Below are 21,637 nucleotides of genomic sequence, written 5' to 3'. Positions count from 1 at the left end.
TTGTTACCTCCTAATGAATTTTTTGTGCAGAATGACTCCCGCGATTGTTACGATTACTGCGACTGATACGGCAATGAACAAGTATAGATTTCTCCGCTCAGAGTCTCCGATACCCGCCGCGCCCAGCGTGAAGACCGCAGAACCCGGAGCGATAAATATGAACGTGTACACAGTATACGGCAATAGCTTTATGTCCGTGAGGCCGTAAGCGAAATTCTGAAGGTTATACGGGAATACAGGTACAAGCCGCGTTACCATCAGCAAAATCACTCCGCTGTGCTGAACGTCATCAATCAGAAATTTCTTGAGCAGGGAATTTGTCTCAATCATCGGACGAACTGAGTCGCGCAGGAAATATCTTCCCGCAAGAAACGCAAGCACAGCACCCAGAGTCGCCGCAATCACGCATAGTATTGTCCCCGTGAAAGGCTCAAAGAGAATCCCAGCGATAACCGCAAAGAACGCCCCCGGCATAGCAAGAACGACACAGCAGAATGATGTAGCGAGAATGTATATCATCATGGCCGTTAATGGGTAATCGTCAGCAAGCGCACGGGAATTTTTCGCGGCCTCAATGAATTTCTCAGTGCCTCCGAAATAATGACCCAGCAAAATTATCACCGTCAGCAAAATCACAAAGGCTACAACTTTTATCCGGCGGGTCATTTTCCGCGCTCCCTGTAAATCTGTCTCATCATCACAACGACAGCAGACAGCGCAAAGAGGAATAGTAATCCCGTCATCAACATTTGCGCTCCGCCCGTCAGCATTCCGCCGACATATGAATATACGATTGTTGCAGGTAATTGTCCGACTCCCGTTGCCACAAAGAAAGGCAAGAAACGCATTGACGTTAGCCCCGCCGCATAGCTCACAAGGTCGAACGAGATAAACGGAAGGAGTCGCGCAATAAGTATGCTGTGAGTTCCGTAGCGGTCAAAAAATTTGTCGACTGACTGAAGCCCTGCCCGGCTCGTGAGTTTCTCAGCGGCATTCCGTCCGAGTACCCGCGAAATGTAGAAGCACAAAGCAGCCCCGGCCATCGCGCTTGACCATGAGAGGATTGCGCCCTTCACCCAGCCGAAAAGATTCGCATTCGCAAGAGTGATGACGAACGCAGGAAGGGGAGCGGCTACCGACTGAAATATCATCAGGAAAAACGACACCGCCGCGGCGTATGCTCCGTAGTCAGCAATAAATTCACGCATGACCCCGAAATCCCCCGACGCAAACGCAGAGAGAGTCATGTCAATGAAATTCTTGTACGGCGGGAAAATGAAATACGAAACGACAGCGATAACGAAAGCTGAGAGGATTAATATTTTGCTTTTCATGAGGGGAAAAATAATGCCCCGTCTTTTTACAGGCAGGGCAAAATTTGCGGTTAGTCTAAATCAAGTTTCACTTTGAACTCGAATGTCTTAGGGCTGAACCAGTCTATCGCTTTTCCGTCAATCTCCGCATAGGGATACATGAAGTACGTCAACGGAGTCTTTGCTGTTGACTCACTCAATACTGTCTCGCGTGTGTCGCGGTTGAGAGCGATTCTCAGAAGGTCATCGCCCGCCCAGAAGAAATCAATCCATTTCTTTGCGTCCGCAACCTTCTCGATTTTCTCATTCAGCATCTTCTTGCGGACATCGGCAGGGTCAGCCATCACCCAGCCTGTTCCGGGAACGTAGAACTCTGTCCAGCAGTGATAGTTTCCGGTGATCTCGCCTGACTTGGCCGGGTCAACCCTCAAGCCGTAAACATCCCTCGCCGGAATCCCTGAAGCCCTCGCCAGCGCAACGAACACCGAGCTGATGTCCGCGCATTTTCCGCCGCCGCTCTTCTCTGAGATTGTGCGCTCAGGAAGTCCGAGTCCGCAGCCCTCTTTCACGCTCTCGTCCCTGAATGTATGCTCAAGCACCCACATGTAAATACTCTGAGCCTTTTCGAGAACGGTCTCTTTCTTGAGAAATTCCATGCTTGCCTCAGCGCAGAAGCCTTTATCGATTGGGAGCGAGGGAGTCGCCATCGTGTATTTCATGACTTCCGGCGGGAATGCGTCTTTTGTCTCTTTGAGAGCCGCCGCGGGTTTCTTTGCGTAATGCGAGTCGACCTTGAACGACATCGTGAGGCTCGGAACTTCAGCGGGCTTTGTCCATGTCGCATGGAGGTAAACTGCTCCGGCTTTCGGGTCATTCTCGACTCCGACTTTCGCGCCGTTCGATTTCACGTCAACAAGCGTTATTGTCTGATTCGCGTCTGACATAGGATAGGGGAGCCACAATTCAGCTTTCTCAGCTTTTGCCGCGTCTTTGAGGTTTACGTCAAATGTTACTGTGCCTTTGTACTCTGCGAATGATACGGAAGCGAACGAGAACACTACCGCAAAAACGAGGAGTACGCCTAAAATTTTACGCATGGAAAAAATCACTCCTTGTATAAATTAATTCTGAGGGCGTGAAATTACCCCCTGAATTTTCACCGAACGTTTTATGATTTTGACTGCCTGAAAGTTAATCGGAAAGTGAAGAAGGAATCGCAGAGGCCGTATCAACATGGCAGTTTGCAGCACGTGCATAAATTTTTACTGCTCACGTTAATTTTGACGGCATGAAAATTTTTCCTCCTGAAATGTTTTGTGATTGTGATATTCTAATTCATGTTCAGCGCGAAAAACAATTGGAGGTTTTCATTATTCGGAATATACCAGTTTACGCGGTCTGCGGGTGGTCAGGCTCAGGCAAGACAACATTCATTGAGGGGCTAATACCCGAACTCAGGAAGCGCGGAATCAGAGTCGCAGTCGTGAAACATGACGCGCATAATTTTTCGGTTGACCGTGAAGGCAAAGACACATACCGTTTCACGCAGGCAGGCGCGGAGGTTGTCGCAATAACTTCCGGGACTCACTCGGCAATAATGGAGAACAGATTTACGCCGCTTGAGGATATATTGACCCGTATTCATGATGTCGATGTGATTATCGCGGAGGGCTTCAAGAGTGTGAAAGGCTTAAAGCGAATCGGACTCCGGCGCGGGGATTATGGCCTTCCTGACGGTGAATATATTGCGGTGATTAGTGATGTCCCTTTTGAGTGTGATGTTCCTGTTTTCGGGATTAATGATTACCGGGCGTTTGCGGAATGGCTGATTACTGACATTGGATTATTGCGCCTGAACTGATACACGCTTAGAATCTCACAAATCACAATCACAAATTGAGGAGGGGAATTTCATTGCGTCTGACATTAACATGAACGGCCTGCAAGTTTGCACGTGCTGCATTATGTTATCGCCGGCGTGAGAAATTGTAGCCTCTTTACACTTTTTCCCTGAAATTTTGCGTTCAGAGTCCCGGCGGTTAATCGGGGCAATTGATATTCATATTCTGAGGGCAAAATTAATCATGGGTGAAAAACTTAACAGGGACGATCTCAAAATCATTATGGAGATGAGGCAATACGGCTATGACGTTCTGAAGAAAATATTTTACGTTGAGCCGTCAAAATCACTTCTTCAGGCAATGAGGGACAATGAAATTTTTGACAGTTTCCCGTTCCGCGAGGAAGGCAATCTCATCGACACGGGAATAAATTTCATCACAAAATTTTTCGCAGACAAGAAAGACAAAGACGACGAAATGACATCAGAAGTCCGCTGGGATTTCACGCAGTTATTCGTAGGGCCGTATGCGCTTCCTGCTCCGCCGTGGGAGTCTGTTTACCGCAGCAACGAGCATTTACTGTATCAGGATACGGCGTTCGAGGTTCGGCGGGAGTATCTCAAATATAACTTTATCCCGAAAAATTATCCTCATGAGGCAGACGATCATATAGGGTTCGAGCTTGATTTCATGTTACGGCTTGCGGGGAATGAAGACGCACTGAAAGACAGCAGGAAATTTCTTGACGATCATTTGTCGCAATGGGTCTCGGAATTTTCGCGGGACATTCAGAAATACGCGCTCACAGAATTTTACAGGGGAGCAGGAATTATTCTCAAAGGCTTTGTGCTTGAGGATATGAATCTTCTCGGTGAAATTCTTGGCTGACATACAAAAATTTTCACGAAAGGAGTCATTTTGCACAATGGGATTAATTGACACGATCTCAAAATTCAAGCTGGGACGGCGTGCTTTCCTCAAATGGAGCGCGGCTGTTTCGGCATTGACGGCTTTAACGGGCTATGAGAACGAACTCAAGAAGATAACGCCCGCTGAGGCTCAGGAAATTTCACAGGAAAAAGGCGAATGGAAAAACGCTCCGTGCTGGCATAACTGCGGAGGACGCTGCCACATCAAAGCACTCGTTAGCGGGGGGAAAATTGTCCGTCTCAAGACCGATGACACTCACCCCGACTCAATCGATTACCCGCAGCTGAGAGCCTGCGCGAGGGGACACGCACAGCGTCAGCAAGTTGCCGGGCCGGACAGGCTGAAGTACCCGATGAAGCGGACTCACTGGACACACGGAGGCGGGGACAAATCATTACGGGGGCGCGACACGTGGGAGAGAATCTCATGGGACGAGGCACTAGACATTGTTGCGTCAGAGATTCGCGAGTCAAAGGAGAAGTACGGCCCTAAGTCAATATTCCTCATGGATGAGAACTTCAACAATCAGGGCGGGGAAATTTTCCGGGTACTTGGGCTTTACGGCGGTTACATGTCGAAATACGGCAGCAGGTCTCGCGGTGCATGGAGGCAGGCAATGAGGCCGATTTTCGGTTACGACAGGAAATTTCACAATCAGAATGACCGACTCGACCTCGTGAAAGCAAAACTGATTCTCCTCTGGGGAAGTAATCCTGCGTGGAACAGTTACCCTTCAGCAATGAACAACTTGATTCGCGCAAAGGAAGCCGGAGCGAAAATCATCGCGATAGATCCCATGTACACAACAACAGCCTCCGTTATCGCCGATGAGTATATCCCGATAAGACCCGCGACCGACACACCGCTAATTCTCGCAATGGCTTACGTTATGCTGAAGGAAGACAGCCCCGAAAAGCCTATGATTGACTGGGACTTCCTGAACCGCTGCACAGTAGGATTCGACTCTGAGCATATGCCGAAAGGAGCAGATCCCAAGCTCAACTTCAAGGATTACGTTTTGGGGAATCTTGACGGACTTCCCAAGACTCCCGAATGGGCATCAAAAATCTGCGGGACTCCTGTTGATACGATTTACCGTCTTGCGCGTGAAGTCGGACTCACGAAACCCGTAACAGCTCTCTTTGCGTGGAACTCTGCGCGTGCTGACAAAGCGACTCATGTCTGCCTCGCTCAGACAACGTTAGCGGCCATGACGGGCAATGTGGGGATCGCGGGCGGTGCGTTCTCGTGCAGCTGTCAGGAACGTTCAACGGAAGGCGGCCCTGCTCTTGTAGCTCCCGGCTCAACAGGCGTTAAGGCAATCAAGAATCCCATTCCCAACAGCGAGAGAATGTGCGCTAATGAACACTGGCGGGCAATCCTCACAGGGAAATACACTGCGGGACAGGGCGACAAGAAAGATTTGGACGTTCACGTGATATATCATGCCCATAGCAACATAGTCTCGCAGACAGCCAACACGATGGAAAGCATCGAGGCTCACAAAAAGGTTGACTTCATTGTTACTCATCAATTTTTGCTCAACAGCAACGCTATGTTCTCAGATGTCGTACTCCCAATCACAACCCCTTGGGAGCGGGACGGAATGGTATTAGGCGGAGCGCGTGAGGTCATCATATGGACGCAGAAAGTTATTGACCCGTTATTTGAGGCAAAAGATGACGGATGGATAGCGTTGGAGTTAGGCAAGAGGCTCGGACTTGACCCGAAAGAAGTTGAACCCGTTTCACTGAAGCAGCAGAACTTCAACATGTTGGCCGGGGCGAAAGTCGCAAAGCCGGACAATTCCGGGATGGAGACTCTTTTGACGATTACCGCCGATGACATTAAAGCGATGGGCGTTGAGGGACAGCCTCAGCAGGGACGAATAACACTCAGCGAATTACGCGAGGCAGGAAGCTACCAGGTGCCGCGAAAAATGGATGACGCTTTCTACTACATCAACAACAAGAAATTCCGCGATGACCCGGAGAAAAATCCCCTCAAGACTCGCGACGGGAAAATTCAGATTTACTGCGGTGAATTGGCCGAAATGGTAACAAAAGCAGGATGGAACGAGGGACACCCGATAGCAATCTATGAGCCGTCAACAGAAGGCTACGAGGCTACATTCTCGGATTTCGAGAAGGGCATAAAGGGGAAATACCCGCTTCAGGTTTGCAGTGTCCACGTCCCAAGAGGAGCGCACGGAAATGTCAGCAATTCATTGTGGCTCCGTGAAGCGTTCCCGATTCCGTTGTTGATGAATCCTGTTGACGCAGAATCACGCGGACTCAAAGAGGATGATACCGTCAAAATCTTCAACGATCACGGGACTGTAGTACGCAGGCTTCACATCACAGAGCGAGTCATGCCCGGAGTCGTAATGCTCGGCGAGGGTTCATGGGTACAGCTCAATGAAGACGGCTATGACATCGGAGGCTGCCCGAACGTTTTGACAGGCACATTCCCTTCAGGGCCGGACATTGAGTCGTTCGTGAGCATTGCGGAAGTAGCGAAATATGACAAGCCTTCACTGCCCGATGCTTTGTGGCCTCAGAGAATAATATTCTAGTGTGAGAGGGGGAATAAACTATGAGCCAGAAAGGTTTTCGCCACGATATGAACAAGTGCCTCGAATGCCGTGCGTGTGTAGTCTCATGCAAGGACAAAAACGATTTGCCCGTTGGTGTGAACTTCAATGCGATTGAGGAGAGGGAGCGCGGGAAATTCCCGGACGTTTTCGTCTGGTTCACGCTGAAAATGTGTCGGCACTGCTCGAATCCTGCGTGTGTCGCGGCATGTCCTACAGGTGCGATGACGAAAGACGACGACACCGGGATGGTATACGTGAAGGAAGATGTCTGCATAGGGTGCGGGGCTTGCGCTAAGGCGTGTCCTTACGGAGCTGTCCAGGTTCGCGAGGACACAAAGAAGGCCGCGAAATGCAACGGCTGTATTGACATGCTGAAACGCGGCGAGCTTCCTGTGTGTGTTGCGTCATGCACAAGCAGGTGCTTAACCCTTGCTGATGTTGACGAATTACGCAAAGAATCGGGACTCGTCCGGGCGGTCAATGATGACGTTTCACCCGAAAAGACAGAGCCGAATCTCTACTACAAGCCCAAAAAGGGAATGAGAGCATAAATGTTACTCGGCGGATTATCGCAGCTGCTTTTCTCGGACAATATACCGCTCCTGAATGAGTCAATGTGCCTTAACCGCCGGAATCGTTTTGAGCCTTGCGGACTTTGCGAGAGTGCTTGCAATTTTGACGCTCTCAAAATTTCTGTGGGGCTTCCTCTTGTTGACGGGAAAAAATGCACGGCCTGCGGGTTATGCGCGTCTGTCTGTCCGTCTGAGGCTTTGCGGCTTAGGGACTACAAAATTTTCCGGGATTTTGCGGTTAATGACACTGTGAAATGTCTGAAGGCTGGCGGAAATTTCTGCGTTAAATCTCTGAGTCCCGCTTTGATTTCGGCGGTGCTTTCGGTGAATCCTGATATTATTCTCGTTATGCCCTGTGAGGATTGCGAGCTGTCAGAAAAAGTTTCAGGCGATAATTTCGGGACGGCCTTCAAGTTTCTTGACGCATTGAGACTCGGCCATGATGTGAAAATCATTCGGGACGGAAATTTTGAGGGAGAATATTCGCGGCGTGATATGCTTGCGATGATGTTTGCTCGCGGAAAAAGAAAGGGCAGTAATATTCTTGAGGACGTAATTTTTCATGACAAGAATAATATCTTTCTTTCGTGTGAATTTCTTGCTGACAGACTCAAAGACTCACATGCTGAAATTTCGCCGGGAGTGTTCTATGATTTCGCCGTGTCTGAGTCCTGTAATGCCTGCGGAATGTGTGAGGCGTTATGCCCGTCGGGAGCGTGGAGTCTCAAGAAGTCAGAAGCAAAAGCGGAATTAACGTTCAACGCCGTATCATGTTCGGGGTGTATGCTGTGCGTGAAGAAATGCCCCGTGAAAGCGATAACGTTACGGGAAAAATTTTCATGGCCAATAGAGTCGAAAGTCAAAGCAGAATTTCAGAGAGTCCGCTGTCGTCATTGCGGGAAATATTTTACAGTGAATGAGCCTGAGCAGGAATTGTGTGCTTCATGTTCAGGGAAAAAATTATAGGGGTGATGTGAAATGTTCGGGCTTGGAATGTCTGAATTAATCGTAATAATGATAATCGCGCTGATAATTTTCGGGCCTAACAAGCTGCCGGAAATCGGAAAGGCATTCGGAAAAGCTATCGCCGAATTTCGCGGATATGCCCGGGATCCGTCAAGCAACACCGAGAAAACCGACTCGCAGGAAAAATCCGACAAACCGCAGGCGTAAATCATGAGCAAACCTGAAGGAGGCATGATGACAATCACGGGTCATTTGTCCGAACTCCGAACGAGAATCATACGGAGCGTTCTTGCGCTGTGTCTCGGATTCGGGGTCTGCTACTTCTTTCAGGAGGATATATTCTCGCTGTTGCTTGTTCACGCTGAGGGATTGCAGTTAATCACGGTGAGTCCGGCTGAGTTGTTCATGGAAGGATTAAAGACGGCATTTTTCGCGGGGTTATTCGTCTCGTCGCCTGTGATACTGTACCAGCTCTGCGCGTTTTTGTGGCCGGGACTGAAGGACAGTGAGCGGAGATATTTATTCATTGGACTCATAATCGGCGCGGGATTGTTCCTGCTTGGGACTCTTTTCGCGTATTTCGCGGTGATTCCGGGAGCGTTGAGATTCTTGACGGGATTGAACATCAGCGGAGTAAAGCCTATGTTCACGCTGAATAATTATATGTCATTCGTTTGGACGTTCATTGTATTGTTCGGGCTTGCGTTTCAAGTTCCTGTGCTGCTCTCGTTATTGTCGTTAATCGGACTCGTTCGGCCTCAGTCGTTACGGTCAAAGCGGAAATTCTGCGTCCTGCTGATATTCATACTGTCGGCAATTCTGACTCCTCCTGATGTCGTCTCACAAATATTAATGGCCGTTCCTCTTCTTGCGCTTTATGAGATTGGCATAATCGGCGCGGAGATTGCATTGCGTTACAGGCGGAAAAATGACTAAGCGCGAATCAACAGCCGTAATTTTATGCGGGGGACTCTCGTCAAGAATGGGAACTCCTAAGCACAAATTATTTCTTGACCGCATAATCTCACAGCTTGAGGGCTTCAGGATTATTTCATTGTCCGTGAGAGATGAGACTCAAATTTACGGGTACGATTTTCCCACATGGCCGGATTTGCTGAAAGATTGCGGGCCTCTCGGAGGAATCTATACGGCTCTGATGATGTCTGAGACTCAATACGTTTTCACGACTCCCTGTGATGTTCCTGATATTGACGCGGGATTTATCGATGAGCTTTTCTCACAGCTCCGTGAAAATGATTTGTGCGCTGTGCCTGTGATTGACGGGAATATTCAGCCTCTCACGGGAATATATAGCGTGTCATGCGCGGGAATGATTCGGGAGTCTTTGAGGTCGGGAGATTTCAGCGTGAAAAAATTTCTGAGTCGTATTGACGTTCATTATGTTGACATTAACGAAAGGGGGCGGGAGTTTTTACGGAACATTAACACGCCGGAAGATTATAGAATCTGGCTTAACGATAATCCGAGCCATTCAGCCTAAAGATAATTCTATGGCAGCTTGGCCGACGGTCATTAACGGCCTCAGAGTATAACGGGAAACGGTTATGCTTTCCATCAAGAGAAGGAGAAAATATCATGAGAAAATTTGCGTCATTAATCACGGCTTTATTGCTGTTCACATTTTCGCGGGCGGCATTCTCGGAAACACTCACAATATTTGCGGCGGCCTCTCTGCAGTCAGCAACAGAAAAAATCACAGCACTATACACAGCGAACAATCCCGGTACACAAATCACATGCAACTTTGACTCATCCGGCACTCTCAAGACTCAAATTATGGAGGGCGCAGAGTGCGACATATTCATATCAGCGGCACAAAAGCAAATGGACACGCTAGAAAGTGAGAGCCTCATAGATTCGTCAGCAAGAGTAAATCTTCTTGAGAACAAAATCGTATTGGCCACAACGGAAATTAATCCGGCAAAAATAGAATCGTTCGCTGATTTAGGGACGGACAAACTGACCCTAATCGCGCTGGGAAATTCTGACGTTCCCGCAGGAATGTACGCGCAGGAAATTTTGACGGCTATGGGACTGTGGGACGCTCTGAATCATGCGGGGAAAATCTCTTTTGCGGGGAATGTTACTGAAGTCGCAATGCAGGTTCGCGAGGGTGCTGCTGACTGCGGAATAGTCTACGCGACAGACGCAATGACTCACGGCCTGAAAGTTATTGCCTTTCCTCCTGCAGGGACTCTCAAGACTCCCGTAATTTATCCGGCTGCTGTAATTTCCCGGTCATCACACAAAGACGAGGCCGTAAAGTTCCTCAAGTACCTTCAAGAATCAGAGTCGCAGAAAATTTTTGAGTCATTCGGCTTCACGTCAGCAAAATAAATCATGGACTTCTACCCGCTGTATAACTCTCTGAGAGTCGCTGTTGTCTCGTGCGTGATTGTGTTCTTCACGGGGATAATTGCGGCTTGGTATGTGTCAAAACTTCCGGCCATGTTTCGCGGAGTCGTTGATGTGATTCTGACTCTGCCTCTTGTGCTTCCTCCGACTGTTACGGGATATTTCCTGCTGAGACTCTTAGGGCCGAGGCGTGTTATTGGAGCGTGGGTTATGGCTCATTTCGGCGTGAGGCTGTCTATGTCGTGGCACTCGGCTATATTCGCGTCAGTTGTCGTTTCGTTCCCGTTAATGTACAGAACATCGCGCGGGGCATTCGAGGCCGTCAGCAAAAACATCATACACTCCGCAAAGATTCTCGGACTGTCTGAGTCGTTCACGTTCTGGCGGATTGTCGTACCGTGTAGCAGGAAAGGCATTACGGCAGGTGCTGTTCTGTCGTTCGCTCGTGCATTGGGCGAATACGGAGCTACGAGCATGATTGCGGGGTATATTCCCGGGAAGACCGCGACAATTTCAACGACTGTATATCATCTCTGGCGGACGGGAAATGATGAGCTTGCTGTGAAATGGGTACTCGTCAACATCGCAATATCATTCGCTGTCTTGCTTGCGCTGAATGTTATTGAGCGGGGGAAATCATGAGCCTTTATGCTGACATACGCAAGAAATTTCCGGGCTTCAGTCTCAATGTCTCGCTTGATGTCGGTGATGAGAGTCTCGCGGTTCTCGGTGCGTCAGGTTCAGGGAAGAGTCTGACTCTCTCATGTATTGCCGGAATCGTTAAGCCTGATGAGGGAAAAATCATCATTGACGGCGTTACGGTTTTCGACAGCGCAAAGGGGGTAAATCTTCCTCCGCAGAGAAGGCACACGGGCTTGATGTTTCAGGATTACGCATTGTTCCCGAATATGACAGTCGAGGAGAATATCAGAGTCGCAGGAAGAAACCGCGAGTCAAAAATTGAGTCTGAAGAATTAATACGGCGTTTCGGTCTTGAGAGCGTGAGAAATCTATTGCCGTCTCAAATTTCAGGAGGCCAGAAGCAGCGCACAGCATTAGCCCGGACTCTGTTGTCCCGTCCCAAAATCTTAATGCTTGATGAGCCTTTCTCAGCGTTGGACAGCCATTTACGTTTTCAGACTGAGCGCGAACTCTCAGAAGTTTTCCGTGAGTTTTGCGGGACTGTGATTCTTGTGTCTCACAGCATGGAGGAGTCGTACAGGCTCTGCGGAAAAATAGCGGTCATTCACGGGGGGCATGTCGAAATTTCCGGTGCAACGGATGACGTTTTCAGCAGTCCAAAAACGAAACACGCCGCAATCCTCACAGGCTGCAAGAATATATCACGCGCAAAATTCACAGACGGAAAAATTTACGCTTACGACTGGGACATAGAGCTTCAATGCCCGGACAATCACGGCGACCCGAAATATGTCGGAATAAGATCGAACAATATCATTCACGGAGGCGGAGTCAATTCTTTCACGTGCAGAGTCATTCAGGCTGTCGAAAATCCGTTCTCATTTACTGTAATGTTGCTCGCAAAAGTAAACGCAGACCCGATATTTTGGGAAGCGGATAAAACTTTGTGGCGTGAAATTGAGTCTGAGACCGTGAGAATTTCATTTCCGCCCGAAAATTTATTGATGCTGAAGGAGTGAGAGTTGTTGACTTACGAAGAAGCAAGAAATATTGTCGCTGAAAATGTTATCCCCGTATCATCGGAAAAAATATCATTGTCCGAATCAGCCGGGAGAGTCTCAGCGCAAGATATAACCGCAAAAATCAACGTGCCTTCATTCGACCGTTCACCCTATGACGGATTCGCATTCATGGCCGGGGACGTTCCCGGAAAATTACGAATCACGCAGGAGATCCGCGCAGGAGATCCGCCGCAAATGCCGCTGAAGCATGGCGAGTCCGCAAAGATTTTGACGGGCGCAATGATTCCTGAAGGTGCAGACGCTGTAACGAAATACGAGGACACAGAATTTACTGACAGCGAGGTTACAATCAGCCGGAAATTTGCGGGCGGTGAAAATATCATCAGGGCAGGCGAGGACGTTAAAGCCGGAAATGTCATCGTGAGGAACGGAGAAATTATTGACGCGGGCCGGGCAGGACTCATAGCGTCGCAGGGCATCGCAGAAATCATCGCCTACCGTAAGCCCGTAATCGGCATAATCTCAACAGGAAATGAAATCGCCGACATACATTCGCCATTAACAGACGGAAAAATCTACAACACAAGCCGTTATACATTTGAGACCGCATTAACGCTCGCAGGATTTATCCCGGATTTTATCGGCGTTGCATGTGATGATGAGAACGAAATCGCCCGAATAATGTCGGAGGCATTATCATCGTGTGATGTGATTATTGTTACGGGGGGAGTCTCAGCGGGGGATTATGACAGAATGCCGGAAGCGTTGAAAATTTTGCGCGCTGAAATTCTCGTGCGTGATGTCGAACTCAAGCCCGGCGGGAAATGTATATACGCCGTGAAAAATGGCAGGCTAATCTGCTGTTTGTCGGGCAATCCTGCTTCAGCACTCACAAATTATTACGCCGTCGCGCTTCCTGCCCTGAAAAAATTATCCGGCCTGAAAGATTTTATGCCAGTCGAAATTGATATAGCCCTCGCGGATTCATTCGGCAAAAAGAGTCCAATCACACGAATCATTCGCGGGACTCTGAAATTTGCTGACGGAAAAATATTTATGCGCGTCCCTTCAGAGCAGGGCAACGGAATTTTGCGTACTATGTCGGGCTGTAACGTAATGGCAGTGATTCCGGCCGGGAGCGGACAAATTCAGGCGGGCGAAAAGCTGAAAGGATTTCTGATATGAGGAAAGTTAAGACGGAAAACGCATTAGGACTCGAATTGTGCCACGATGTTACGGCCATGCGGGACGGATTCAAGGGTGCTGCATTCAAGCGCGGCCATGTCATAACGCAGGACGATATTCCCGAATTGCTGAGACTGGGAAAAAAGCACGTGTTCATATGGGAGTCAGAGTCAGGAGAAATTCACGAGGATGACGCAGCATTGAGACTCGCGGAAATTTGCAGGACGGAAGGGACTCACTTCACCGGGCCTTCTGAGGGGAAAATAGTAATGACGGCTGACATTTGCGGATTGTTCACGGTTGACACGGAATTATTGAGGGCGGTTAATTCTGTTGATGACGTTACAATCTCGACACTGCCGAATCATTACCCCGTCAGCAAAAATTCCCGTCTTGCGTCAATGCGAATCATTCCGCTTGTTACTCACGAGTCGAATATCATCATGGCCGAAAATATTTGCCGTGAGAAAAAATTAATTTCCCTTTTACCATACAAGCCAATGAAGGCCGGAATTATTATCACTGGCTCAGAAATTTATCACGGACTCATTTGCGACAAGTTCGAGGCCGTAGCGCGCAGGAAACTCGAAAATTATCCGTGCGAAATTTTGGGCGTTACTCTCTGCGATGATGACCCCGGAATGCTGGACTCCGCGATAACGTCATACATGACTCAGAACGCGGATATTGTCATCATGTCCGGCGGAATGTCCGTAGACCCTGACGACCTCACGCCCTCCGCAATCGCTCACACAGGCGCGGAAATCGTCTCATACGGAGTCCCCTCACAGCCCGGAAACATGACGATGTTAGCATACCTGAATGACACGGCGATAATCGGAGTCCCCGGCGCGGCAATAATGATGCCCGTAACAGTCTTTGATGTCTTACTGCCTCAGATTTTCACGGGGCTGAAATTCACGCGGGATGATTTGATTCGTCTTGCTGACGGCGGATTGTGCCAGCTATGCGCGGAATGCCGTTACCCTAATTGCACATTCGGACGGTATTAGCATGAAGGATTCTTACGGGCGCGAGATAACGTATATGCGGGTGTCTGTTACTGACCTGTGTAATTTGCGGTGCCGTTACTGTATGCCAGCTGAAGGTGTCATAAAGAAAAATCATGACGACATTATGAGCGAGGAAGAAATTATTACGGTGATTGAAGTTGCGTCTGAGCTTGGCATAAGAAAGATTCGTTTCACTGGCGGAGAACCGTTAGTGAAGAAAAATATTATCTCAATTTGCAGACGTACTCACGAAATCCCCGGCATTAACGAGATTTGCATTACGACAAACGGAATATTACTGCCGAAATTAGCTGAGAGTCTCAGATCGTCAGGCGTTGAACGAATCAATATCAGCCTCGACACATTGAGGCCGGAAAAATATTCGTACATCACACGCGGAGGGAATATCGCTGACGTTCTGCAGGGAATAGAGTCGGCAATGAGCGCGGGATTTCGGGTGAAAATTAACACGGTTCTGATTAGGGGCTTCAATGATGATGAAATTTCCGACATGGCCGGGATGACTCTTGAGCGTGATATAGATATTCGCTTCATTGAGCTGATGCCGATGGTTGAAAATTTTGCTGACGGATTCATTTCCTCACAGAAAATTTTTGACATGCTCCCGGATATTGAGCCTTTAGAGTCAGACGGGGTAGCGAAAATTTACAGACTCAAAAACGCAAAGGGCCGTATAGGATTCATAAGTCCGATTAGTGAGTCGTTCTGCGATTCGTGCAACAGGATTCGGCTGACTGCTGACGGGTATTTGAAGCCCTGCCTGCATTCTGACACAGAGATTTTCATACGGCACAAGACAAAGCACGAAATCAAATCCCTCATCACACGCGCAATAATGTCGAAACCGAAACGCCATCACCTTTGCGAAAATCACATCACAGAATCATTACGGGCAATGAACAGAATCGGAGGCTGATAAATTCATGGACTTCACGCACTTCAACGACAGCGGGCGCGCGAAAATGGTAAACGTAGGCGACAAGGACATAACCCGGCGCAAGGCTACAGCGTCAGGAAAAATTCACGTAAATGCCGAGACATTCAGGCTGATTCAGACGGGCGGAATGAAGAAGGGCGATGTTCTGACAGTGGCGCAGATAGCGGGGATAATGGGCGCGAAAAGGACTCCCGACTTAATCCCGATGTGCCACACGTTAAACCTTAACGGCGCGGATATATCGTTCACACTTGACGAGGAGAGTCTGACGGTGAATGTTACGGCTGAAATTTCCTGCTCAGGGCGGACTGGAGTCGAGATGGAAGCATTAACGGCGGTAAGTGTCGCATTGTTGACGGTGTACGACATGTGCAAGGCTGTGCAAAAGGATATGACGATAACGGACATAAAATTACTCACAAAGAGCGGAGGCGTTCACGGAGATTATGAAGCGTGCAGCAGTAATAACGATAAGCGATAAAGGGTCAAAAGGTGAAAGAGTCGACACAAGCGGGCCGGCACTGGTGAAGATTCTTGAGTCTGACAACTGGGAAGTAGTTTACACAAAAATTATTCCCGATGATTTTGACGTGATAAAGTCTGAGCTTCTGAAATGTTCTGACGGGATGAGAATCACACTGATACTTACGACAGGCGGGACGGGATTTTCTCCGCGTGATGTTACGCCTGAAGCAACGTTATCCGTGATTGAGCGTGAGACTCGCGGAATCCCGGAGGCGATGAGAGCCGAAAGCATGAAGATTACGCCTATGGGATGTTTGTCGCGTTCGGTTGCTGGGATTCGGGGTGAGTCGCTCATCATCAATTTGCCCGGAAGCGAGAAGGCAGCGCGTGAATGTTTCAATGCCGTGAAAGCCGCGATTCATCACGGAACTGATATGCTTGCGGGAAAAACTCAGGACTGCGGAGTCGTAGTGCCAAAAATTTTAGCGGTCTGCATAAGTGAACGAAAGGGGGAGCAGAAACACGCGGTGAAAAGTATCACGCTCAGAAAAGATTATGGGATTGTCGGCGACGCTCATGCAGGAAAGTGGCATAGGCAGGTGAGTCTTCTTGCGGTTGAAAGTGTAGCGAGGCTCGAAAAAGTTACGGGGATGAAATTTCCGGCCGGGGCATTCGCGGAGAACATTTTGACTCAGGGGATAACGCTTCATGATTTGCCTGTCGGGACGAAAATCCGAATCGGGACGGCGTTATGTGAAGTTACGCAGATCGGCAAAGAGTGCCATAACGATTGTGCGATTCGCAAAGCTGCCGGGGATTGTGTAATGCCCCGTGAAGGAATCTTTGCGCGGGTTCTTGAGGACGGGGAAGCAAAGAGCGGAGACAGCCTGAAATACTCCTTTAACTGATATTACGGAGAAAAGACAAGCACAGCCGAGATAAATTAGCCGTCTGCGAAACTTTTACGCATGAAAAAGCAGATGGAGATTTTTGCGTCCTCTACTATTCCACGTGATTTTTTTTAACAGAACGTAATATAAATACTTAGTTAATATTTCCCTGCGGCAGGGTATTACGGCAAATGCGGAGCCGGCTATAACTTCTTTTGAGTAACATTGACTCTTTCGCTGATATGGTTGAATGGAATCGGGGCTGTCAAGTAAACTGGAGACTCCTATATGGGACACGTATGAACAGATAATAGCCAAGTATGACGGGCGCGGAAAAGGTCTGAAGCAGCCTGTATCTCTCGCAAAAGCAGGGCTGAAAGTCTTTCACGCGGGGGCAATCGGCGAAAATGACGGGCAGTTTCTTGCTGATGAGACACGAAAAATTTTGCCGCCTGAGATGCCCTTGTGATTCAGAATGAAATCAGTGAGCCGATAAAATTTGAGCGCGATATTTCAGGCCGTGTTCAGTGCAAAAAAATCCCTCTCCCAAAATTTCAGGAGGGGGATTTTTTTATATGCGTCCAGCAGGATTTTACATTCTCACTTTCTGCCCTTCATGCAAAAGATGTGCGCCGGCCACAACGATTTTATTCCCGTCTCTGAGCTGTTCGCTTGTGATGTCAATGAAGCCGTTGTTATGCGGGCTGTTCTGCTTCACGCTGACACGTTTCACCGCGTTGTCCTCACACTGCCATACATATGCATTGTCGCCGCTGGTAACAACAGCCGTCTGCGGAACTGTGTACACTCTTTCGCCGCCCTCAGAGTCTAAAACTTCAACCTCTACAACAGCGGTCATCCCGGGCAATAAGGCTACATCTCTCTGCTGAGGCATTACGGCGGTTACGGGGAAAGTGTTTGTGCTTCTGTCAGCCTGCAACACAAATTCTTTGAGCGTCAGGGGAAAAGTCCTCTCAGGGATTGCGTCAAATTTCGCACGGATTGAATCGGGGGCTGATGATGTCGCTTTTGTTGCCCATATCACATCGGTGTCCGGGACGTTGAAGACTATCTCCAACATGGATATGTCCTGCAAAATGAAAATCGTCTGTTTTGCGTTCACGTCCTGGAAACTTTCTACCATCCTGTCAACAATTACACCGTCAAACGGCGCACGGAGTTCCGTATCCTTCAGCGAGTCGCGCACGGCGGTAGTTGCGGCTTTCGCGACATTCAGCGATGACTCAGCGACATTCAATTGAGTCTTGTATGTGTCATATTGCGAGCGTGCTATGACTTTCTGCTTGTAGAGATTCTCATATCGCTTGAAGTTTGCCTGTGCGTTTTCGTACTGAGCCTGAGCCTGCGCCTGATTGCTCTGAGCCTGCTTTAACTGTGTCTGATAGTCGCGGGGGTCTAACGTCGCAAGAAGCTGGCCTTTCTTCACTGAGGCTCCCTTGTCTACCCTTATGCTTCTGATAGGCCCCGGCACCCTGAAGGACAAATCAACGCGCCTTCCTCCCTGCAACGTTCCGTAGTACTGCCACAAGCCGCCCTTGCCGTTGCTCCTGAGGGTAACTGTTTTCACTGGACGGATTACTTCTTTCAGCTGGATTTCCTCTTCTTGTCCGCGCATTAACTCAAGACCTTTATATGCCCCGAATACAAGCCCTACAAGAATTATTATCTCAATGAGTCTCTTCATGTTTTATCACCTTTCCTGCAAAAAATTTTTATTCCTCTTCGTATTCGTCTCCGCTGTTGTCTTCAGGATTGGGAACGTTATAGGCTACCGCTGTCATTACAGGTATGAATACCATCGTAAGAATCGTGCTGACTGTAAGCCCGCCCATAATCGTAACAGCCATAGGGCCGAACATGCTATCCCATATCAGCGGAATCATACCAAGCACTGTAGTAACCGCTGACATTGCTACGGGTCTCAGCCTGCTTACGCCTGTTTCAACGATTGCGAGATAGCGGTCTTTGCCTGAAGCGAAATCGCTGGCTACTTGGTCAAGAAGGACGATTGAGTTTTTCGCCAGCATTCCCACAAGGCTCAGTATTCCCACGATTGAGAGGAAATCAAGCGGCTTATGTGCGAGAACGAGTCCAAGAACAACTCCGATGACGATTAACGGTATCGAGCCGAAAATGATAAACGGCTGGCGAAATCCGTTGAACAGGAAAACCATTATCGTAAACATCAGAATCAGGCACGGCAGGAATAATACTGACATTCCGTCCATTGCGTCCTTCTGGCTTTCGTCCTCGCCGCCCCATTCAAACCTGTAGCCGAACGGTAGCGGTATGGCCTCAATTTTGGCGCGTATTCTCTCCTGCATCTCTGAAACGTTGCTGCCGATAGTTACATCGCTTACGACACTGAGAACCCGCCTTCTGTTTCTCCGCATGATTACTTCGTCTTCATATGACACTTCAACGTCAGAAATCACCGAGCCTAATGTTACAGCCCTGTTTGCGGACGGCGACCACACCGGCAATGACTGCAAGTTGTCTATCCTGTTGCGCTCTTCAGGAATGAGGCTGAACAGAATAGGCAGTGATTTGTTCTTGTCCCTGAACGCCCCGACAGTTAATCCTGATGTGCCTGTGAGAATGGCATTGTTTATCATCGGGCGGGTAAGTCCTAGGCTCTGCATTCTGTCCTTGCGAATCTGAGGGCGGAATACTGTAACGCGGTCGTTCCAGTCAAGCCGGACGCAGTTATGTATAGGGTCTTCCTCCATGATTTTGCGTGCCTTGTCTGCTAGGCCGCGTAACACAAGAGGGTCATCGCCGTAAAATCTTGCCTCAATTACAGGAGCCATGCTCGCACCCTTTGAGAAAAGTTTACACACACCAATAACGCCGGGCATTTCGTCATCAATAATCCGCTGTGTTTCCTGAAGGATTGCTTTCGGGTCTCCGCCGGGGTTTACTTCTACGAGAAGCTCTGAGAATGCGTTATCACCGTCAGGCGGGGAATATGTCAGCATGAAGCGCAGATTTCCGGCTCCGATTGTGCTCGTAACGTTCTTTATGTCGGGGCGTTTTCTCAGGCGTTCGGCAAGCTGTTCCGTCATGTCTCGCTGAACGTTGATTGATGTCCCCTCGCGCTGCCACAAGTCCGCAACGAAATACATCGCTGTTGACGAGGGGAAGAAAACTTTTTCGACAGACGTAATCAGAACAACAGCAGAGAAAGCGAACATGATCACAACAACGGCTATCGTTAGGAGTCTCATGTGAAGGCAGCCCTCAAGAAATGCCCGGTAAGCCCTGAACAAAAAGCTGCCGTAGGGGTCTCCTCCTGACTGTTTTGCGGGCTTGAGCATAAGATTTCCGATGACAGGAGTCGCTGTAATCGCAAAAAGCCAGCTCAACATCATCGATATTCCGACAACCTGAAGAAGACTCCGGCAAAATTCGCCCGTGCTGTCAGGTGATAATCCGATTGGCGCAAACGCAAGGACAGCGATAACAGTCCCGCCGAACATCGCCCACATTGACCCCGATACAGTGCTTGAGGCGGCATCTTCTGCGGATTGCCCGTTTTGGACTCCTACAAGCATTCCCTCAGTAACAACTATAGCATTGTCGACTAATGAGCCTAGCGCGATAATCATGGCCGCAAGTGAAACCTGCTGAAGGAAAATCCCCTGCTGATTCATCACAACAAGAGTCGCCGCAACCGTAAGAAGCAATACAATACCAATTATGAGTCCCGATCTCACTCCCATAAACACGAGCAGGACTCCGACAACTATAACAAGCGACTCAATCAGGTTAATCACGAAATCGTTGACGGACTTCACAACCCCGTCTGACTGCATATAAATCGGTTTCAGCTCCATGCCTATGGGACAGTCTTCTTCAAGCTCTTCTAGTCTTTTCTCTACAGCCTCGCCCATAGTAACGACATTCCCGCCCGTAACCGTTGATATTCCGATCCCTAAAGCGGGCTGGCCGTTGAAATACATCATCATTGTCTGCGGGTCAGCGTAGTCCCTGCGAATCTCTGCAACTTCCTTCAGCCTTATAAGATGACCTTCTCCCCCGCCGATAACAGTCTCGCCGAAATCCTCAACGCTAAGGACTCCTCCTGTCGGGTTTATTGTTACGTACTGTTCCCCGTAGAAAGTTTTTCCCATAGACGAGAGTGAATTTTGCTGATTTAGTATGTCAAATATTGTTGATGATGATATTCCCAGCGAACGCAGGCGGGCTGATGAGAACTCAACGTAAACGGCTTCTGTCTGCTCGCCTACTATGCTGACTTTTGCGACTTCCGGGACTAACACAAGCTCCTTCTTGAGAAAGTCCGCGTAATCGTAAAGCTCCCTCATAGTGTAGCCGTCTCCCGTGAGCGCGTAATACTGTCCGAAAACGTCCCCGAAATCATTGTTGATTACGACTGTACAGCCTGACGGGAGATTGACGAGAGCATCATTAACTTTCTGCCGGAGAATATTCCAGACCTGCGGAAGATCTGCGGTAGTATACTGGTCTTTGATGTCAACATAAATTGTTGCGGAGCCGGGAGAAGAGCGTGTGCGGATTCTCTTTATCTCTCCCATTGCCTGGATTGCGTCTTCCATTCTGCTTGCGGCTTCCTGTTCTGCCTCGTAGACAGTTGAGCCGGGGTATAAGATTGTTACAACTGCGGTTTTGATAGTGAAGGCGGGATCTTCAAGTTTACCGATGCTGAAATAGGCAGATACACCGCCAAGAGAGATTAGAAGGCAAATGAAAAGTACAACGACAGTACGCTTTATACTAGCGCGGGCAATATCCATGACAAAAAATTCCTCTTTCTGTCTGTAAGCTGTTTGTGCGGTTAAGTTTACCATAACACGCAGGAATTT

At 48.8% G+C, this 21,637-nt stretch carries 22 protein-coding genes and 1 riboswitch; of the genes, 17 read left to right on the top strand and 5 right to left on the bottom strand.

From position 1 onward, the window contains the following. Positions 1-3: 3 nt before the first annotated feature. From IKQ95_09940 to IKQ95_09930, 3 genes are read right to left on the bottom strand one after another with little or no spacing between them, the layout of a single operon-like run. Positions 4-666: a TVP38/TMEM64 family protein gene (locus IKQ95_09940; GenBank protein ID MBR4197017.1), complete on the bottom strand. Its 663-nt coding sequence runs from the start codon at positions 664-666 to the stop codon at positions 4-6. Further along, entirely contained in the window at positions 663-1,334 is a 672-nt protein-coding gene (locus IKQ95_09935) for a TVP38/TMEM64 family protein (GenBank protein ID MBR4197016.1), read from the bottom strand. The genes IKQ95_09940 and IKQ95_09935 overlap by 4 nt, the downstream gene beginning before the upstream one ends. 50 nt (positions 1,335-1,384) lie before the next feature. Beyond that, positions 1,385-2,410, bottom strand: coding sequence for a transglutaminase family protein (locus tag IKQ95_09930; GenBank protein ID MBR4197015.1), 1,026 nt, complete (start codon positions 2,408-2,410; stop codon positions 1,385-1,387). A gap of 260 nt (positions 2,411-2,670) precedes the next feature. Between IKQ95_09930 and mobB the strand changes: the two genes are divergently transcribed. The 17 genes from mobB (at position 2,671) to IKQ95_09845 (ending at position 17,238) form a co-directional block, all read left to right on the top strand. Continuing rightward, positions 2,671-3,174 carry a molybdopterin-guanine dinucleotide biosynthesis protein B gene (gene mobB / locus IKQ95_09925; GenBank protein MBR4197014.1) on the top strand — a complete coding sequence of 168 codons (504 nt, stop codon included), beginning with the start codon at positions 2,671-2,673 and terminating at the stop codon, positions 3,172-3,174. A gap of 223 nt (positions 3,175-3,397) precedes the next feature. Continuing rightward, entirely contained in the window at positions 3,398-4,042 is a 645-nt protein-coding gene (locus tag IKQ95_09920) for a molecular chaperone TorD family protein (GenBank protein MBR4197013.1), read from the top strand. Between the two features lie 37 nt (positions 4,043-4,079). Continuing rightward, a complete protein-coding gene (locus IKQ95_09915) occupies positions 4,080-6,659 on the top strand; it encodes a molybdopterin-dependent oxidoreductase (protein ID MBR4197012.1) in 2,580 nt (859 codons plus the stop codon). 20 nt (positions 6,660-6,679) lie between these two features. Beyond that, entirely contained in the window at positions 6,680-7,231 is a 552-nt protein-coding gene (locus IKQ95_09910) for a 4Fe-4S dicluster domain-containing protein (GenBank protein ID MBR4197011.1), read from the top strand. Next, positions 7,232-8,218, top strand: coding sequence for a 4Fe-4S binding protein (locus tag IKQ95_09905; protein MBR4197010.1), 987 nt, complete (start codon positions 7,232-7,234; stop codon positions 8,216-8,218). A 12-nt stretch (positions 8,219-8,230) separates the two neighbouring features. Next, positions 8,231-8,425 (top strand): twin-arginine translocase TatA/TatE family subunit, encoded by a 195-nt coding sequence (gene tatA, locus IKQ95_09900; protein ID MBR4197009.1) that lies wholly within the window; start codon positions 8,231-8,233, stop codon positions 8,423-8,425. Between the two features lie 3 nt (positions 8,426-8,428). Then, complete coding sequence (tatC, locus tag IKQ95_09895) at positions 8,429-9,154, top strand: twin-arginine translocase subunit TatC (GenBank protein ID MBR4197008.1); 726 nt, start codon at positions 8,429-8,431, stop codon at positions 9,152-9,154. Continuing rightward, positions 9,147-9,719 (top strand): molybdenum cofactor guanylyltransferase, encoded by a 573-nt coding sequence (locus IKQ95_09890; GenBank protein MBR4197007.1) that lies wholly within the window; start codon positions 9,147-9,149, stop codon positions 9,717-9,719. The genes tatC and IKQ95_09890 overlap by 8 nt, the downstream gene beginning before the upstream one ends. Next, positions 9,688-9,822: riboswitch (molybdenum cofactor riboswitch) on the top strand. (Overlaps the previous gene by 32 nt.) Further along, a complete protein-coding gene (gene modA, locus IKQ95_09885; protein MBR4197006.1) occupies positions 9,815-10,576 on the top strand; it encodes a molybdate ABC transporter substrate-binding protein in 762 nt (253 codons plus the stop codon). Its footprint overlaps the riboswitch before it by 8 nt. A 3-nt stretch (positions 10,577-10,579) precedes the next feature. Then, the gene (gene modB / locus IKQ95_09880; protein MBR4197005.1) at positions 10,580-11,236 is read left to right on the top strand and encodes a molybdate ABC transporter permease subunit; all 657 of its coding nucleotides are present in this window, start codon (positions 10,580-10,582) and stop codon (positions 11,234-11,236) included. Beyond that, positions 11,233-12,255: an ATP-binding cassette domain-containing protein gene (locus IKQ95_09875; GenBank protein MBR4197004.1), complete on the top strand. Its 1,023-nt coding sequence runs from the start codon at positions 11,233-11,235 to the stop codon at positions 12,253-12,255. Before modB ends, IKQ95_09875 begins: the two co-directional genes overlap by 4 nt. 6 nt (positions 12,256-12,261) lie before the next feature. Beyond that, positions 12,262-13,443, top strand: a complete 1,182-nt coding sequence (locus tag IKQ95_09870) for a molybdopterin molybdotransferase MoeA (protein MBR4197003.1) — start codon at positions 12,262-12,264, stop codon at positions 13,441-13,443. After that, complete coding sequence (locus IKQ95_09865; protein ID MBR4197002.1) at positions 13,440-14,456, top strand: molybdopterin-binding protein; 1,017 nt, start codon at positions 13,440-13,442, stop codon at positions 14,454-14,456. Before IKQ95_09870 ends, IKQ95_09865 begins: the two co-directional genes overlap by 4 nt. A gap of 1 nt (position 14,457) precedes the next feature. Beyond that, complete coding sequence (moaA, locus tag IKQ95_09860; protein MBR4197001.1) at positions 14,458-15,393, top strand: GTP 3',8-cyclase MoaA; 936 nt, start codon at positions 14,458-14,460, stop codon at positions 15,391-15,393. A gap of 7 nt (positions 15,394-15,400) precedes the next feature. Beyond that, on the top strand, positions 15,401-15,895 hold the full coding sequence (gene moaC / locus IKQ95_09855) for a cyclic pyranopterin monophosphate synthase MoaC (GenBank protein ID MBR4197000.1): 495 nt from the start codon (positions 15,401-15,403) through the stop codon (positions 15,893-15,895). Continuing rightward, entirely contained in the window at positions 15,861-16,787 is a 927-nt protein-coding gene (locus tag IKQ95_09850) for a hypothetical protein (GenBank protein ID MBR4196999.1), read from the top strand. The genes moaC and IKQ95_09850 overlap by 35 nt, the downstream gene beginning before the upstream one ends. A 232-nt stretch (positions 16,788-17,019) precedes the next feature. Next, a complete protein-coding gene (locus IKQ95_09845; GenBank protein ID MBR4196998.1) occupies positions 17,020-17,238 on the top strand; it encodes a hypothetical protein in 219 nt (72 codons plus the stop codon). A 123-nt stretch (positions 17,239-17,361) separates the two neighbouring features. Here the strand turns inward: IKQ95_09845 and IKQ95_09840 are convergent, their stop codons facing one another. Together IKQ95_09840 and IKQ95_09835 are read right to left on the bottom strand one after the other, a co-directional pair. Next, positions 17,362-18,474, bottom strand: a complete 1,113-nt coding sequence (locus IKQ95_09840) for an efflux RND transporter periplasmic adaptor subunit (protein MBR4196997.1) — start codon at positions 18,472-18,474, stop codon at positions 17,362-17,364. 28 nt (positions 18,475-18,502) lie between these two features. Then, the gene (locus IKQ95_09835) at positions 18,503-21,568 is read right to left on the bottom strand and encodes an efflux RND transporter permease subunit (GenBank protein MBR4196996.1); all 3,066 of its coding nucleotides are present in this window, start codon (positions 21,566-21,568) and stop codon (positions 18,503-18,505) included. Positions 21,569-21,637: the final 69 nt, after the last annotated feature.

This window comes from Synergistaceae bacterium (genome assembly GCA_017540085.1).
Lineage (GTDB): Bacteria > Synergistota > Synergistia > Synergistales > Aminobacteriaceae > JAFUXM01.
This window is presented reverse-complemented; position numbering and strand designations above follow the sequence as displayed.